This is a genomic window from Pelodictyon luteolum (assembly GCF_001622165.1).
In the GTDB taxonomy this organism is placed as follows: domain Bacteria; phylum Bacteroidota; class Chlorobiia; order Chlorobiales; family Chlorobiaceae; genus Chlorobium; species Chlorobium luteolum_B.
This window is the reverse complement of sequence record NZ_LVWG01000011.1, coordinates 24,273-40,082: the sequence shown is the minus strand read 5'-3', so window position 1 is coordinate 40,082 and position 15,810 is coordinate 24,273. Positions and strand designations below refer to the sequence as shown.

Below are 15,810 nucleotides of genomic sequence, written 5' to 3'. Positions count from 1 at the left end.
GGGACCCCCACCCTCATGAAAAAATTCATTCCGCTCAGTATTCTTCTGGCCACGCTGGGCGCAACCAATGCTCAGGCTGATTTTCAGGGTACCCCAACTACCAACGCTCCTTCATGGGTCACTTCATGGGATGTAACGGTACCCTGCCCGGTGTATGTAAGTGAGAATCAGGCAGACAACATCTTCTTCGAAGGCGGCTTCGACTACCAGGATGCCCGCAAGACGGTCGACGGCGCTCTTGGCTATCGGCACCTGATGTCTGACAACAAGGTCATGCTCGGAGCCAACGTCCTATACAGCCATGAGTTTCCGCGCAATCACCAGCGGATCAGCTACGGTGCGGAAATCCGGACATCGGTTTTCGAAATCAACTCCAACTACTACCATCGGCTGACCGACTGGAAACTGACGGGAGTGGACCAGAATGAGGAAAAAGCCCGCGGCGGGTACGACGTTGAACTGGCTCTAGCCGTTCCTTATGTGCCGAGTGCACATTTCCGCGTAAAGCATTTCTGCTGGAACGGGATTGCTTCAAATATCCCTACTAATCCTATTGACGACCTCAAGGGCAACACCTTCAGCGTGTCTGGTTCGGTCTACGATGGTCTCTCGGTGGAGGTCGGCTACATTGACTACACGAGCGGCAACGCTGATTACAGCAAAGCTGGTGGAGAGCGTTTCCTGAAGGTCAGCTACAACTTCGACATCTTCGGCACACACGTCAACAAGGCGACCAAACCGAGATTCAGCAATACCCCATACGAATTTGAACGCATGGATGATCGCCGCTTTGAGAAGATCCGATTCGAGCAGAAGGTCATCTCTGCAAACAAGACCGATAGAGACGCTTAACTGTCCATCCCCTGATTCCTGAGGGTCCTTAACACACCAAGGAGCCCTGTCATTCCTCTGCATTGAGGTACATGGCGGGGCTTCTCTGCGTTACCCCGGCAGATGACAGCCACCATCGTCCTCGGTGGCCATCCACAAAATCCAGTGTCGATTTTTCCAAGACAGTGAAGCGGACCCTTTTCTTCAGACCCGCTGAACATCTGCCCCCACCGCGCAGCAGCCGGGGCACCATCATGACCGGGCTCCCGCCTTCTCCTTTTTCATAGTCAGACGAACGTCCCGATGAAATCCGAGCGGAACTGCACTGCAGGCCGCTCAGTCATCCGAGACCTTTGCATGAGCCTGTACGGAACGATTTCCCGAACCGGGAACCACTCTTTGATCAGCAGTCTATCGCCATAAGGGAACTCGAATGCAGTAAGCGCATTCACGACGCCACCGGAAACCCTTCTCCCCTACCGTTTCATCATCGGCAACGGATCACGCGGATGCGTCACGATGCGTCGGAGGAGGCATCGGTGGAACCCGGGCATTGGGATAGCGGCGCCGGATATCCCGGACCAGATTCCAGTCGAGGGCGAACCTGATCGTGCCGAGGGAGAGCTCCACGCGCTCTGCCCGTCGGAACGGTTCGACAAGCGGGCCTTGTGCTGCATGATACGGCGTGAGCCTGTGGTGCCGCCAAGTCATCGCTTCGACTGCTTTGATCCAGTTCTCTCCCTCTCTGGTGATTCGAGGTAGATCCGGGCCAACCGGATAGAGTGAAAGCGATCGTCGACGATACTGTCCGTCCAGATGCCGAGGTCGCATGGAATGCGGCGGCGATGATGGTATTTTCCTCAATGACGGAATCAGAGCCATCGGAAGAGAGTGCGGAGCAGAAACAGTATACCCGCAGTGGCCCTCGAAATCTCGGCCAAGGGAACTGCTTGGTAAGGGACGGGCATTTCGTCAAGCAGGTCTGGCGGTGCGATCGGCATCGGATCGGCAGAGGTGTATTTGGCCAATGTCCTGCAATCGGGAGAAACTGCCGTCTGCGGATCATGTGGAAATCAGGGGGAGATGGACGCCAAGGGGGCAGGAATGGAGGGCAGATGGCCCGCGGGGCCTGAACATTCAGTACGTTGTGCCGGTGCATCGTGGTTCCAGGAAAAAGAAACCACTGCAACCACCAGAAATGAATGAAAAGGATTGCAGAGCAACATCAGGGGGAACAAAAAAAACGCTCCCGGCAAGGATAGCGTGGGCGGTTTTTTTCTGTAGCCATATACATAAAAAAAAGAGACGGGCTTTTGGCCCGTCTCTTTCAATAATAAGGATCCGTTGAACGGAAGCTTACTTTGCCTCTTCGGCTGCAGGAGCTGCTTCTTCAGCTGCAGGAGCTGCTTCCTCAACTGCAGGAGCTGCTTCCTCAACGGCAGGAGCTGCTTCTTCGGTTGCAGGTGCTTCAGGTGCAGGTGCTTCGGTCTTAGCGCAGCCGACGAAAGAGACTGAGCTCAGGAGGAACAGGAAAATGAAAAGCTTTTTCATTGTTCGATTGTTGTTTGTGTTGTTTTAGAGAATGACAGCTTCTTCAGCTTCAGCATATTAAAAAAAACAGCGAGATTTGAAACCCACTGTATGGCGGAATATGCAAAATATTCCATATCCCGCCACAACTTTTTTTACTTTTTTTTAATCCATAAGCATCGACATTTCTTCTGCCTTTACCGTATGGAAATTCAGGTAGCGATAGATGTCGTTCCGCTTCTCTCCGCTGAGGTTCCGGCCGACGACTTCAAGGTATTCGTCCTTGTCGGGAAGATGGCCGAGAAGAGCTGCAACGGCAGCCAGCTCGGCCGAACCGAGGTAGACCTGCGCACCTGCGCCCATACGGTTGTCGAAGTTACGGGTGCTTGTGGAGAACACCACGGCGTTGTCGGCAACACGTGCCTGGTTGCCCATGCAGAGCGAGCATCCCGGGATTTCGGTGCGGGCGCCTGCTGCGCCGAATACGGAGTAGTACCCCTCGGCGATGAGCTGGTTCATGTCCATTTTGGTCGGAGGCACAACCCACAGCCTGGCCGATGCCGGGCCACGGCCTCTCAGCACTTCGCCAAGCGCACGGAAGTGACCGATGTTGGTCATGCAGCTCCCAACGAACACTTCGTTGATCTGCTTCGGGCGGCTCTCGTCGAGCAGCACTTCGCTCAGCGTCGCAACATCATCAGGATCGTTCGGGCAGGCCAGGATCGGCTCGGTGATCTCGCTCATGTTGACCTCGATCACTTCAGCGTATTCAGCATCGGCGTCCGGCTCGAGAAGGGTCGGGTTTTTCAGCCACTCCTGCATCTTGCCGATACGGCGGCGAAGGGTGTCAGGGTCTCCGTAACCATTCTCGATCATCTGCTCAAGCAGCTTGACGTTCGAGCTCAGGTACTCGATCACCGGCTCCTTGTCGAGGCGGACCGTGCAGGCGGCCGCACTGCGTTCGGCGGATGCGTCGGACAGCTCGAAGGCCTGCTCGACCTTCAGCTTCGGAAGACCCTCGATCTCCAGCACGCGGCCGGCGAACACGTTCTTCTTGCCCTTCTTCTCCACAGTCAACAGCCCCTTCTTGATGGCGACATAGGGAATGGCGTTGACCAGGTCACGCAGGGTAATGCCATCCTGCAGCTCTCCGGTAAAGCGTACGAGGACGGATTCAGGGACGTTAAGCGGCATGGTGCCTGTCACACCGGCAAAGGCCACGAGGCCGGATCCGGCAGGGAAGGAAACGCCGATCGGGAAACGGGTGTGAGAGTCGCCGCCGGTACCCAGCGTATCGGGGAGCACCATGCGGTTGAGCCAGGTGTGGATGACGCCGTCACCGGGACGCAGCGCAACGCCGCCGCGGCTCATGACGAAATATGGCAGGCTGCGGTGCAGCTTCACGTCGGAAGGTTTCGGGTAGGCGGCAGTGTGGCAGAAGCTCTGCATGAAGAGATCTGCGCTGAAGCTGAGGGCGGCAAGCTCCTTGACTTCGTCCCGGGTCATGGCTCCGGTGGTGTCCTGTGATCCGACGGTAAGGGTCTCCGGTTCCACGTACATGCCTGGCCTTACGCCGGGAAGGCCACAGGCCTTTCCGATCATTTTCTGGGCGAGCGTGTAGCCCTTGCCGCTGTCGGCAGGCTGCTCGGGGGTACTGAAGATGTCGATTTCACCCAGTCCGAGGGCCTTTCGTGCCTTGGCGGTGAGGGTACGGCCGATGATGAGCGCAATACGGCCGCCGGCACGGACTTCGTCGGCGATGGTGTTGGGAGAGAGGCTGAAACGGGCGATCTCCAGACCGCTCTTCTCGATGATTCCTTTTGCAGGGTAAACGACGATCACTTCACCGGTCTCCATCGAGGTGACGTCGGCCTGGATCGGCAGTGCGCCGGAGTCCTCTGCGGTATTGAAGAAAATGGGAGCGATGATGCTGCCGATAACAACACCGCCCGTCCGCTTGTTCGGAACGGCAGGGATGTCCTGGCCAAGGTGCCACTGCACGGAGTTGATGCCGGACTTGCGGCTTGAACCGGTACCGACCACGTCACCGACATAGGCGAGCGGATGGCCTTTTTCTTTCAGCTTTGCGATGGTGCCGATGGGATCATCCATCTTGCTTCCAAGCATGCTCAAGGCGTGCAGCGGAATGTCGCTGCGGGTAAAGGCTTCGCTGGCCGGAGAGAGATCGTCCGTATTGGTCTCGCCGGGCACTTTGAAAACCGTCAGGGTCACTTTTTCAGGAAGCTCGGGCCGTGAGGTGAACCACTCGCCGTTAGCCCATGACTCGAGAACCTCGGCCGCATACCGGTTGGTCTTTGCAAGCCCGACGACCACGTCGAATGAATCATAGACAAGGAGCGTTTTCTTCAGCATCGCCGCAGCCTCGGCAGCCACTGCGGAGTCACTGCTGGAAAGAGCGTCGATCATCGGCTTGACATTGTATCCGCCGAGCATCGTGCCGAGGATGCCGACAGCTGCCAATGCAGAGATGACGCTGCATGATACCTCGCCTTTGACGATGGCATCAAGGAATGCGGCTTTCTCAAGGGCGGCATCATCGACACCTGGGCTGACATGTTCGGTGAACAGCTCGAGAAGGTACTCTTTCTCCTGCGGTGCGGAGGCCTTCAGGAGTTCGACCAGTTCACGTGTCTCCGCTGCAGAGAGCGGGAGCGGGGGGATTCCGAGCTGTGCGCGCTCCTGGGTATGTGCACGATACTTATTTACAAGGCTCATACGGTCTATCTCCGGGTGTTAGGGTTGAAAACAGATTGCTGGTGTATGGATAAAAAGGGAAGCACCCTCCAGGGGCACGCAAAAAGCCAAAAAGATAAAAATACCATCCCCCCAAGAGAAAACCAACTCCAACACGCAATCCATACGCCGCCGATACCGAACTTACTAAGCTTCGCCACGGCTGCCGCCATTAATAATTAAGCCGGTCATGCCGCCCCGCGGGATGGTGCCGCACGGCAGAAAACACAAGACCTGCAGCCGTACACCTTGAGGGTGTCAGAGAATGAGGGTGCTGTCGCCGTAGCTCAGGAACCGGTACTCTTTGTCGAGAGCTTCCCGGTAGGCTCGGCGCAGAAGGTCTGGACCGGCGAAGGCGGCGGTGAGCATGAGGACGGTCGAGCGGGGCGCGTGGAAGTTGGTGAGGAGGGCATCGATGAGCCGGAAAGAGCATCCGGGGTAGATGAAGATGTCGGCCTCGCCCTCAAGAGGCCCGGGGCCGGAATGGCCCGATAGTGACAAAGCGGCATGCTCGAGGGCGCGGGTGACGGTGGTGCCGAGAGCGATGATGCGCCCGCCCGATGCCTTGGTCGCACGGATCTTTTCGATGGTGGCAGCAGGGATGGAGTAGAACTCCCGGTGCATCACATGCTCCTCCATCGAGTCCACCCGGATGGGCAGAAACGTACCGAGGCCGACATGCAGCGTGATGGAGGAGGTCTCCACGCCGCCATCACGAAGGCGCAGGAGCAGTTCGGGCGTCATGTTGAGCGATGCGGTGGGTGCGGCGACCGATCCCGCATGCTCGGCAAACACTGTCTGGTACCGCTCACGGTCAACCGGCTCTGCAGGACGGCGGAGGTAGGGCGGAATCGGCACTTCGGCATGTGCCTCGAACACCGGCTGGATACTTCTTCCTTCCGGGAGGGAGAGGCGCGCCACCCCATGGTCGACGATCTCCTCAACCAGGAACTCATGGCCGTGGGAACGCAGCCGGTCACCCTGTTTCACCCGGCCGCGGAAGAGCACGAGGCTCTGCTCCTGACCGTGCTTTTCGAGCAGCATCAGCTCAATCGCCGCTCCGGTACTCTTTTCAGCCATGAGGCGAGCCTTCACCACCCGGGTGTTGTTGAGCACCAGAAGGTCTCCCTTCCGCAGAAACGTGTCAAGTTCCCGGTAACGGGCGTGGCTTACCGTACCGCCTTCGCGGCAGATGACGAGGAGTCGCGTGGAACCCCGCTGCAGGGGAGGGTATTTCGCGATCCGCTCCTCCGGAAGCGGGTAATCGAAATCCGCGACCCTCATCCTTTCTTCAACCTTGCCCGGACGGCTTCAGCATGGGCCTCTAGCCCCTCATGGTCGGCAAAGGAGGCGATCCTCTCCCCGCACGCCATGATCTGCCTGCGGGTGTAGGAGATGATGGAGGTGTGCTTCACGAAATCGCGCACGGAAAGCGGCGAGAAGAAGCGCGCCGTGCCGTTGGTCGGCAGGGTATGGTTCGGGCCGGCGTAATAGTCACCGACCGTCTCGCAGGAGTACCCGCCCATGAAGACGGCACCGGCGTGGCGGATCGAGGCTAAAAGCTCCCACGGGTGCAGCACGTGCAGCTCCAGATGCTCGGGAGCGATCATGTCGGAGACCCGGCAGGCCTCCTCAATGTCCGCCACCACGACGATGGCGCCGTTGTTGCTGAGCGCCTCTGCGATCACCTCCCCGCGGAGCATGGAGCCGACACGGGCGGCCGCAAGGTCACGGACCTCCTCGGCAAGCCGCATGGAAGGGGTGATGAGGACGGACGATGCATCGGGATCGTGCTCGGCCTGGGCGAAGAGGTCCATCGTGATGAACTCCGCATCGGCATCATCGTCCGCCACGACAACCACTTCCGAGGGGCCTGCAATGCTGTCGATGGCGACATGACCGAATACCTGCTTCTTGGCAAGGGCCACATACTTGTTGCCGGGACCGGTGATGATGTCGACTTTGGGGATGGTCTGGGTGCCATAAGCGAAGGCGGCAACGGCCTGTGCGCCGCCAAGACGGTATACGGAGGTCACGCCGGCGACAGAAGCCGCGGCGAGAATGTGCGGACTGACCGCTCCCGAAGCATCGCAGGGCGTGGTCATGAAGATCTCGCCAACTCCGGCGACGCGCGCGGGGGCCGCATTCATCAGGACGGAAGAGGGATAGGATGCCTTGCCGCCGGGCACGTAAAGCATAGCCCTGTCCATGGGGGTAACACGCTGGCCGAGCACGACACCGCCTTCACCCTCATAGAAAAAGCTGTTTTCCACCTCATGGCGGTGGAAACGGAGGATATTCTCCCATGCCTCCTCAAGCACCCTGATGAATGCGGGATCGGCCTCCTCTCTTGCGCGAAGGATATCCTCTTCCGGCACCTGCATGGAGGTGAGGACTGCGCCCTGGAAGCGCTCGGTGTATTCCAGCACGGCCATGTCGCCGCGGAGGCGGACGGCCTCGAGTATGTCGGTAACGGCCCGCTGGACCTCGGGATCGAAGTCAACACTGCGCCCTATCTGGCGGAAGAGGGCATCGCGGTCATCGAGAAATCGGTAAAGCTTGAGCACTGCCACAATCGTTGAGGTTGAAGTCCTGTAATGCACTGGTGACAATGTACATAATAGCGGCCACCCTTGAAAATCAGTTCCACGCGCCTATTGCGGTTTTCAGTGCAGGCGGAAAGCCGATGGAGCATAAATAAAATAGTAAGGACGGCACCGCTGATTTCATTTGAAAAAAAATTTCTATTAAGTACTTTAGAGGTCAAACACCTTGGAACACAGCGGAAACGAGCTCTTTTCCAAGACACCCATGCACAACATCCAGATCCATGCCCGCCATGAGCTTATTCAACAGTCTGTTCCGCGACATTGCCATAGACCTCGGAACAGCCAACACCCTCATTTTCATCCGCGATCAGGGTGTCGTCCTCAATGAGCCCTCCATCGTTGCCCGTGACCGCAATACCGGAAAAGTCGTCGCTATCGGCCACGACGCCCTTCTCATGCACGAAAAGACCCATCCGGGCATTGTCACCATCCGTCCGCTCGCAAGCGGCGTCATCGCAGACTACGAGGCCACAGAAGAACTCATCAAGGGACTGATCAACAAAACCAAGAGCAAGTTTTCCTTCGGTATCCGCCGCATGGTGATCGGCATCCCCTCAGGCATCACTGAGGTGGAAAAACGCGCCGTGCGTGACTCGGCCGAACATGTGGGTGCAAAAGAGGTCTACCTCATCGCCGAACCGATGGCTGCTGCCATCGGCATCGGACTTGACGTGAAGGAGCCGATGGGCAACATGATCGTCGACATCGGGGGCGGCACCACGGAAATCGCAGTCATTTCGCTCGGAGGCATCGCCTCGGGTGAATCGCTGCGCGTTGCCGGCACCGACATCACCAGCACCATCATCCGCCACTTCCGCAAGGCTTACAACCTCGCCATCGGCGAGCGTACGGCTGAGGATGTAAAAATCAAGATCGCCTCCGCCTACAAACTCGACAAGGAAATGACCATGACCGTCAGAGGCCGCAACCTCGTCACGGCACTTCCCGAAGAGCGCGAGGTCAACTCCCCGACCATCAGAGAGGCCATTGCCACCCCGATCAGCCAGATCATCACATCTATCAAGAAGAGCCTTGAAGTCACCAAACCGGAGCTGTCAGCCGACATCCTTGACCGCGGCCTGTTCCTTGCCGGAGGCGGAGCGCTCATCAAGGGGCTCGATAAAAAGATCAACGAGGAGACCAAACTTGCGGTACACATCAGCGAAGACCCGCTGACTGCTGTTGCCAGAGGCACCGGCGAAGTCCTCGAAAACCTCGAAAAGTACCGCACCGTCCTCATTTCGACCAAGCGCTACTGACCCATCTGCCGGAACACCCGGAAAGCCCCTGAATCTCAGGGGCTTTTTCTTTTCCCCTCCGCCAAAAGCTCCCGGTAAAACGTCTCATACCGGTCGACCATGAGCGCTGTCTCATACCGCCTTGCCTGCAGAACGCATGCATCTGAAAACGCAGCCCACATAGCGCTGTCTGAAAGAAGCCGTTTAGCGCGTTCTGTCATCGCGGCCACATCACCAGGCCTGCAGAGGTATCCATGGCGGCCATCTTCGATAAACTCCGGAAACCCGCCGACATCGGTGCCGATGACCGGCACCCCGCAAGCCATGGCCTCAAGGGCGGCAAGACCGAACGACTCCGCATTGCTCGGCATCAGCATGAGATCGGACACCGAGAGGAGCGGAACAATCTCGTTGATCTTGCCGAGAAAACGCACCCTGGAGGTTATGGCGAGCCTCCGCACCTGCGTTTCCGCCTCGCTTCTCTCCGGCCCGTCGCCAACCAGCAGAAGCGTCGCATCAATACTGTCGACGAGACCGTGAAAGACGCTGATGATGTCCCCGATGCACTTCACCGGTCTGAAATTTGAGATATGGATCACGGTCTTTCCGGAACCAAGCCCGAGCTCCTTACGAAGAGCCGGGTGCCCGCTCCGGGTAAACAGCGAGGTGTCGACGAAATTCGGGATCACTGCGATGTCCTTTTTGGGACTGAACATCCTTACCGTTTCATCTTTCAGGTACTCCGAAACCGCCGTCACCCCGTCGGACTTGTTGATTACGAGCCGGACGGCAGCCTGCATGCCGCTGTCGGCACCGACAACCGTGATGTCAGTGCCATGCAGTGTCGTGGCAAGCCGGAAACAGGATGCATCCGGGCATCGATCCTCAAGCATCTGACGCGCAAGCATTGCGCTCATGGCATGGGGGATGGCGTAGTGGGCGTGCACTACATCGAGCTCCTCATACCAGGCTACTTCCGCGATCTTCGAAGCCAGTGCCAGCGAGTGGAACGGGCAGTCGAACAGCGGATAGTGCATGGCCTCCACTTCATGGTAGAAAATGTTGGGTGAAAACGAGCCCATCCTGAACGGGGCCCCCTGACTGAAGAAATGCACCGTATTGCCTTTGGCGGCAAGTGCCTTGCCGAGCTCTGTGGCAACCGCTCCGCTGCCACCGTATGTATGGTGGCATGATATCCCGATTTTCATCCGAACTGCTTTGATCTTATAGATTCAGGACCGACTCTTTTCCAAAATATAAAAAGACACCCAGCAACCCGCATTGGATGCAAAAATCAACGCTGCATCCTTGCAGAGAGCCCGAGGGGTTTCATACCTTTCACTATCCCCCTTTGCCAACGATCAACCCGAGGAGAACGCGGGGATGGAAAAGGGAGCGGGGATCATTGTTGAACAGGACCGCGGCACCACGGCGGAAGGACGGAGGGTCGAGCTCGTTGAGCGAAAAGGTATCGGGCACCCCGATACCATCTGCGACTCGGTGATGGAGGCCGCATCGCTGTCTCTGTCGAAAACATACCGTGAACGGTTCGGCAGGATCCTCCACCACAACCTCGACAAGGGGCTTCTCATTGCAGGACGTACTGCGGTGAAACCGGGCGGTGGCCGGGTGCTCGAGCCGATGAAGATGATATTGGGAGACAGGGCTACATACCGGTACCGGGGGGTCAGGATCCCCGTCGGGGAGATTGTCGAAGCGGCGATACGGAACTGGTTGCAGCACAACCTGCGCTTCGTCGATCCGCTCCGCCACATCACGTTTCAGAACGAAATCAAGCCCGGCTCGGTTGAGCTCATCGACCTTTTTTCACGACAGTTCAGCGGGGCAAACGACACCTCTGCAGGTGCAGGGTATGCGCCCCTCAGCGCCACCGAACTGATGGTCCTCCAGATGGAGCGCTTCATCAACTCCTCCGGTTTCAAGAAGCGCTTCCCGGAATCGGGTGAGGATGTGAAAGTGATGGGGTTCCGGAACGCAGGGCAGCTCACCCTGACGGTGGCGATGGCGTTCGTCGACCGGCATATATCCGGCGTCGAAGACTATTTCATGAGGAAATCGGCCATACTGGAGGTACTCAGGCAGTTCGCCATAGAGCAGGACCATCCGTTCGAGGGGATACAGGTGGATTTCAATACGCTCGACGACCCCTCGCGCGGGACCGGCGGCATGTACCTGACGGTACTCGGCACCTCCGCCGAGGGAGCTGACGGAGGAGAGGTCGGGCGGGGCAACCGGGTCAACGGCCTTATAGCCTTCGGCCGGCCTCTGAGCCTCGAAGCTGCAGCGGGCAAGAACCCGGTGAACCATACCGGGAAGATCTACAACATCCTTGCCTTTGAAATCGCCCGGCGCATCCACCGCGAGACAGAAGCCGTTCTGGAGGTCTCGGTGTTCCTCTGCAGCCAGATCGGCAGGCCGCTCTCCTCTCCCCTTGCGGCATCGGCACGGGTGGTTCTCCAGGGGAAAACCAGCATTGAAGAGGTCAGGGGCGCCATCACCGGCATCATGGAGGACGAACTGGCACGGGTCGAGGATTTTACCCGCAAAATCGCCGAAGGAGCATTCCCGGTCTGCTGAATATGAGCAAAATGGTGCTATTTTGCTCCTTATGGACACCACCGGAAAAAAACAGCGGGTCGCACTCTCCTCCGTTGCGGCCAGCGCCCTCCTCACCCTCATGAAGGCTGTGGTCGGCATCATGACCGGCAGCATCGGCATCATCTCCGAAGCGGCACACTCGATGCTCGACTTCGGCGCAGCGGCCCTCACCTGGTATGCAGTCAGGATGAGCGGCAAACCGGCAGACAGAAAACACCATTACGGCCACGCAAAGGTTGAAAGCGTCACCGCACTCATCGAAGCCGGCCTTCTCTTCGTCACCTCTCTTTGGATCATCTATGCGGCAACGGAACGGCTGCTGTCAGGAACAACGGAGATCGACGTCACCTGGTATGCCATTGCCGTCATAGTCCTCTCCATTGTGGTCGACATTTCACGCTCAAGAGCCCTCCTCGGTGTTGCCCGTGAGACCGGCAGCCAGGCGCTCGAAGCCGATGCTCTGCACTTCACATCCGACATCTTCAGTTCCGCCGTGGTGCTGGCCGGCCTGGGCTTTGCCCGGCTCGGCCTCGGGTGGGCTGACGCTGCGGCCGGCATTGTTGTAGCGCTGCTTGTCGCAAACGCAGCCTTCAGGCTCGGTAAAAAGACCATCGATGTCCTCACCGATGCTGCCCCCGAGGGAATCGCCGACCGGGTGGAGGCAATCACACGGATTATCGAAGGTGTCATCGACATCGATAAAATAAGGGTAAAACCCACCGGGCCTCAGGTATTCATCGAAATGTCCATCACCCACAGCCGGACGCTTTCAGCCGAAAACACACGCAGAATCTGCACGGAAATAGAAGAGAGGGTCCACAGGGAGTTCCCGGTTGCCGATATGACCATAAATACCCGACCGGTAGCCCTGAGCGGGGAATCAATTGCCGAAAGGGTGCACGTAACCGGCCTGAACCACGGACTCCACGCCCATAACATCGCCACAGGATTCAGTAATGGAGTGAGTCATGTGACCTTCGATGTGGAAATCGAGCAGACGCTCACCATCCGCGAGGCGCATGATGCCGTAAGCGCACTTGAGCATGACCTCCACCGGGAACTTGACGGGAATCTTGAAATCTGCATCCACATCGACCCGCTCCGGAACACCGAAAGACCCACGGTCCCGGTTCCAGAAACAGAGGCCGCCTCACTCCGCACCCTCATCAATGCAGCCGCCGACCAGATTGAGGCCATCGAGGACGTACACGACATCACCCTCCTGAAAACGGAATCTGACAAGCTCCTCATCACCCTGCACTGCTCATTCCCGGGCGACAGACAGCTGGAAGCGGTCCACAGTGCAACGAGCCGCCTTGAGGGAGCTATCTACCATGCAATCCCGGAAGCCGGGAAGGTGGTGATACACGCCGAACCGCTTGCTGGAATGACGTTGCAGGCAGATCCTCACCCATGCTGAAAGGAGCCCACGACGAGATAAACCGTATAGGCAATGTAGCATCCCAGAAGCACCGCACCCTTAACCCTGTTGATCCGGCCCTGCTGCCTGAAACCGAATCCGAAAATGAAGAGCAACACCGTAAGGAGGGCCATGACGGGGATGTCACGCAGAAAAACTTCCGGCTGAATGGCAAAGGGCTGGATGACTCCGGCCAGACCGACGACCATGAGGGTATTGAAGATATTGGAGCCGAGCACATTGCCGAGGGCGATGTCGTGCTCCCCTTTCCGGGTGGCTACCACCGAAGTTGCCAGTTCAGGAAGGGATGTGCCGACGGCAACGACGGTTAGGCCGATGACAAGGCTGCTCACACCAAGCTCGGCGGCAATCCCGACAGCTCCCCACACCAGCATCCGGGAACTGAGCACCAGCAGCACCAGACCGATGCCGAGAAAAAACAGCGATCGGGAAAGCGGCATGGCATGGATATCCAGCTCAAGATCAATCTCATCGGCAAGAGGATCGTTTTTTTTATAGAGCCCTGCAACCACCGTCAAGGTCAGCATGCCTGCAAACACTCCGAGCAGTACCAGCGCGTCCATCCCGGAGAGATACCCGTCACGGATCTGGAATGCTGCAAGAGCAGTAATGGCGGCAAGGACGGGGAGTTCCTTCCGCAGAATCTTCGATTCCACCTTGATCGGGCTGATGAGGGCTGTCAGGCCGAGGATGAGTGCGATATTGGTGATGTTCGATCCATAGGCATTGCCGATGGCCAGATCCGGGTTACCCTCAAGAGAGGCCAGTGCCGACACGGCCATTTCCGGTGCGGAGGTCCCGAACCCGACGATGACCATACCGATGAGCAGTGGTGGTAACCCGAAATGGTCAGCCAGGGATGCGGAGCCCTCGACAAAACGCTCGGCGCTCCAGACCAGAAGGGCCAGACCGGTGATGACGGCAAGAAGGAAAAGCAGCATAGAGAAAAAATTAACCGGGAAAGTAACTGGAAAGGTATCGGACCCGTTGGTGTCGACTGAAGAATGGGTTGTGGGCTGAAGTTATCAGCTAATCCTTAAAAAACCAATCAGGCGGCGTTGTCCATACCAGGAAAGGAACAAATAACTTCCTTCAGCGTTTAGAGTTACTAAGTTCTACTTTTAAAGTTTGACGCCAATGCCATGAAAAATACGCTGCAGCCGATTACCACCCTCAACCCTATAAACTCTCACTCTTTGAAACTTCGCGGGGAAGACGCCACCGTGGAACTCCGGTTCCTTGAACACGATATTCTGGGGGTCAGCGGATCCATCCTCGTCAATACCCCGCCGGCTGCACTCTGGCAGGCGCTGACCGAGTATGACAACCTCCACAACACGCTGCCGAAAGTTGTCCTGAGCAGACTGGTATCAAGGGAACAAGGATCAGTGGTCCTTGAGCAGACAGGGAAAACCGGTATATTCTTTTTCGAAATCACCGTCAGGTTCCGGCTCAAGGTGAAGGAGGAACCATTCGATTCCATCGCCTTTGAGCAGGTCGACGGGGATTTCAGCATCTATAGGGGACACTGGAAGCTGGAACCGGCGGAGGGCTGTCTCTGCACCCTCCTCACTTACAGTGCTGAAATCCGTCCGGACTTTTTCGCACCCTCCTTCCTTGTGGCTTTCGTCCAGCGTCAAGACTTGCCGGAAATACTCAAAGCACACAAAAAGAGAGCTGAATCCCTCTGGAGGGAACAAGAAAGAGAAGAAGAAAGGAAACAACAACAGAACCTGCTTTCATGACTACACCCCGAACCGTCGCGGTTACCGGAGCTTCCGGCTACATCGCGACACACATCATCGAGCAGCTCCTCAATGAGGGCTACCGGGTACGGGGGACCGTACGCCGCACTCCTTCAGCATACCCTTGGCTCACCGCACTCAAGGGAGCAGCGGAGCGTCTGGAACTCTTCAGCGCCGATCTCCTGGAAGAAGGCTCGTTCGAACGGGCCCTCAGCGGATGCGATGCGCTTCTTCACACGGCAAGTCCCTACGTCATCAACGTCAACGATCCGGAGCGCGATCTTCTGGCGCCAGCACTCGAGGGTACCCGCAATGTACTCTCAGCCTGCCGGCGGGCTGGAACCATACGGCGTGTGGTGCTCACCTCCTCCATCGCCGCCGTGACCGATGAGCCCGACAGCCGGCACACCTTCACCGAAGCAGACTGGAACAGTCTTTCCTCACTTGAGCGAAACCCCTACCACTATGCCAAAACAATGGCCGAACGGGCCGCGTGGGAGTTCATGGAGCATGAAAAGCCCGGATTCAGCCTCGTCGCCCTGAACCCGACACTCGTCACCGGTCCATCGCTCAGTCCCGGCGTCAACACCACGAACGGAATTCTCCGCGACATCCTCACTGGCGTGTATCCCGGAATCATGGACATGAACTGGGGGTTTGTCGACGTGCGGGATACGGCAGCTGCCCACATCCTCGCCATGAACGCCCCGGAGGCCCGGGGCCGTTACCTCTGTTCTTCCGGAGAGCTGACGATGCACGAAGTGGTGAGACTCCTCCGCCAGAACGGATACAGCGGCTACCGCCTGCCGAAGATCGATCTCTCTTCGAAAACGGGCACCGCCCTCATGAAGATGCTCTCCTACACCCAGCCGAAAGACACCGGTACCTTCATCCGCACCCATATCGGAAGGGCGATACACATCAGCAATGAAAAAATCAGAAGGGATCTGAACATGACGTTCATGCCTCCCGAAAAAAGCATTCTCGATGCAGTCGGGGACATGATAAACCAGGGGCACCTGCCGGACAAAAGAAGCTGAAGA

The 15,810-nt window shown here is 57.7% G+C and carries 13 protein-coding genes; 6 read left to right on the top strand and 7 right to left on the bottom strand.

The window, feature by feature from the left end; genetic code table 11:
- Positions 1 to 852: inverse autotransporter beta domain-containing protein (locus A3K90_RS01195; RefSeq protein WP_303680769.1), on the top strand; the 852-nt coding region annotated here is incomplete at its 5' end.
- Positions 853 to 1,332: 480 nt separating this feature from the next.
- On the opposite strand, the gene A3K90_RS01190 is transcribed toward A3K90_RS01195, so the two are convergent.
- The 5 genes from A3K90_RS01190 to hisD all read right to left on the bottom strand — a co-directional run bounded on the left by A3K90_RS01190 (position 1,333) and on the right by hisD (position 7,682).
- Positions 1,333 to 1,662: a hypothetical protein gene (locus tag A3K90_RS01190; protein WP_157858121.1), complete on the bottom strand. Its 330-nt coding sequence runs from the start codon at positions 1,660 to 1,662 to the stop codon at positions 1,333 to 1,335.
- Positions 1,663 to 2,187: 525 nt separating this feature from the next.
- The gene (locus tag A3K90_RS01185) at positions 2,188 to 2,382 is read right to left on the bottom strand and encodes a hypothetical protein (RefSeq protein WP_011357316.1); all 195 of its coding nucleotides are present in this window, start codon (positions 2,380 to 2,382) and stop codon (positions 2,188 to 2,190) included.
- 144 nt (positions 2,383 to 2,526) lie between these two features.
- The gene (gene acnB, locus A3K90_RS01180; RefSeq protein WP_011357315.1) at positions 2,527 to 5,097 is read right to left on the bottom strand and encodes a bifunctional aconitate hydratase 2/2-methylisocitrate dehydratase; all 2,571 of its coding nucleotides are present in this window, start codon (positions 5,095 to 5,097) and stop codon (positions 2,527 to 2,529) included.
- Positions 5,098 to 5,373: 276 nt separating this feature from the next.
- Positions 5,374 to 6,399 carry a tRNA preQ1(34) S-adenosylmethionine ribosyltransferase-isomerase QueA gene (gene queA / locus A3K90_RS01175; protein ID WP_011357314.1) on the bottom strand — a complete coding sequence of 342 codons (1,026 nt, stop codon included), beginning with the start codon at positions 6,397 to 6,399 and terminating at the stop codon, positions 5,374 to 5,376.
- Complete coding sequence (hisD, locus tag A3K90_RS01170; protein WP_041464014.1) at positions 6,396 to 7,682, bottom strand: histidinol dehydrogenase; 1,287 nt, start codon at positions 7,680 to 7,682, stop codon at positions 6,396 to 6,398. The genes queA and hisD overlap by 4 nt, the downstream gene beginning before the upstream one ends.
- 272 nt (positions 7,683 to 7,954) lie before the next feature.
- On the opposite strand from hisD, the gene A3K90_RS01165 reads away from it, so the two are divergent.
- Complete coding sequence (locus A3K90_RS01165) at positions 7,955 to 8,983, top strand: rod shape-determining protein (protein ID WP_303680768.1); 1,029 nt, start codon at positions 7,955 to 7,957, stop codon at positions 8,981 to 8,983.
- Positions 8,984 to 9,018: 35 nt separating this feature from the next.
- Here the strand turns inward: A3K90_RS01165 and bshA are convergent, their stop codons facing one another.
- A complete protein-coding gene (gene bshA, locus A3K90_RS01160; protein WP_303680767.1) occupies positions 9,019 to 10,170 on the bottom strand; it encodes an N-acetyl-alpha-D-glucosaminyl L-malate synthase BshA in 1,152 nt (383 codons plus the stop codon).
- Between the two features lie 175 nt (positions 10,171 to 10,345).
- On the opposite strand from bshA, the gene A3K90_RS01155 reads away from it, so the two are divergent.
- A complete protein-coding gene (locus tag A3K90_RS01155; RefSeq protein WP_303680766.1) occupies positions 10,346 to 11,560 on the top strand; it encodes a methionine adenosyltransferase in 1,215 nt (404 codons plus the stop codon).
- A 31-nt stretch (positions 11,561 to 11,591) separates the two neighbouring features.
- Complete coding sequence (locus tag A3K90_RS01150) at positions 11,592 to 13,001, top strand: cation diffusion facilitator family transporter (RefSeq protein ID WP_303680765.1); 1,410 nt, start codon at positions 11,592 to 11,594, stop codon at positions 12,999 to 13,001.
- Here the strand turns inward: A3K90_RS01150 and A3K90_RS01145 are convergent.
- On the bottom strand, positions 12,989 to 13,963 hold the full coding sequence (locus tag A3K90_RS01145; protein ID WP_303680763.1) for a calcium/sodium antiporter: 975 nt from the start codon (positions 13,961 to 13,963) through the stop codon (positions 12,989 to 12,991). The two genes, A3K90_RS01150 and A3K90_RS01145, sit on opposite strands and share 13 nt — an antisense overlap.
- A gap of 201 nt (positions 13,964 to 14,164) precedes the next feature.
- Here A3K90_RS01145 and A3K90_RS01140 point away from each other — a divergent pair, with 201 nt between their 5' ends.
- Together A3K90_RS01140 and A3K90_RS01135 are read left to right on the top strand one after the other, a co-directional pair.
- The gene (locus A3K90_RS01140) at positions 14,165 to 14,767 is read left to right on the top strand and encodes an SRPBCC family protein (protein WP_303680762.1); all 603 of its coding nucleotides are present in this window, start codon (positions 14,165 to 14,167) and stop codon (positions 14,765 to 14,767) included.
- Positions 14,764 to 15,807 carry an aldehyde reductase gene (locus A3K90_RS01135; protein WP_303680761.1) on the top strand — a complete coding sequence of 348 codons (1,044 nt, stop codon included), beginning with the start codon at positions 14,764 to 14,766 and terminating at the stop codon, positions 15,805 to 15,807. The genes A3K90_RS01140 and A3K90_RS01135 overlap by 4 nt, the downstream gene beginning before the upstream one ends.
- Positions 15,808 to 15,810: the final 3 nt, after the last annotated feature.

Bases quoted from the DNA above. Each gene is read 5' to 3' on its own strand.
- A3K90_RS01165 (WP_303680768.1), top strand. From the start codon at position 7,955: ATGAGCTTATTCAACAGTCTGTTCCGCGACATTGCCATAGACCTCGGA.
- A3K90_RS01155 (WP_303680766.1), top strand. From the start codon at position 10,346: ATGGAAAAGGGAGCGGGGATCATTGTTGAACAGGACCGCGGCACCACG.
- A3K90_RS01145 (WP_303680763.1), bottom strand. From the start codon at position 13,963: ATGCTGCTTTTCCTTCTTGCCGTCATCACCGGTCTGGCCCTTCTGGTC.
- bshA (WP_303680767.1), bottom strand. From the start codon at position 10,170: ATGAAAATCGGGATATCATGCCACCATACATACGGTGGCAGCGGAGCG.
- A3K90_RS01135 (WP_303680761.1), top strand. From the start codon at position 14,764: ATGACTACACCCCGAACCGTCGCGGTTACCGGAGCTTCCGGCTACATC.
- A3K90_RS01185 (WP_011357316.1), bottom strand. From the start codon at position 2,382: ATGAAAAAGCTTTTCATTTTCCTGTTCCTCCTGAGCTCAGTCTCTTTC.
- acnB (WP_011357315.1), bottom strand. From the start codon at position 5,097: ATGAGCCTTGTAAATAAGTATCGTGCACATACCCAGGAGCGCGCACAG.
- A3K90_RS01140 (WP_303680762.1), top strand. From the start codon at position 14,165: ATGAAAAATACGCTGCAGCCGATTACCACCCTCAACCCTATAAACTCT.
- A3K90_RS01150 (WP_303680765.1), top strand. From the start codon at position 11,592: ATGGACACCACCGGAAAAAAACAGCGGGTCGCACTCTCCTCCGTTGCG.
- A3K90_RS01190 (WP_157858121.1), bottom strand. From the start codon at position 1,662: ATGCGACCTCGGCATCTGGACGGACAGTATCGTCGACGATCGCTTTCA.
- queA (WP_011357314.1), bottom strand. From the start codon at position 6,399: ATGAGGGTCGCGGATTTCGATTACCCGCTTCCGGAGGAGCGGATCGCG.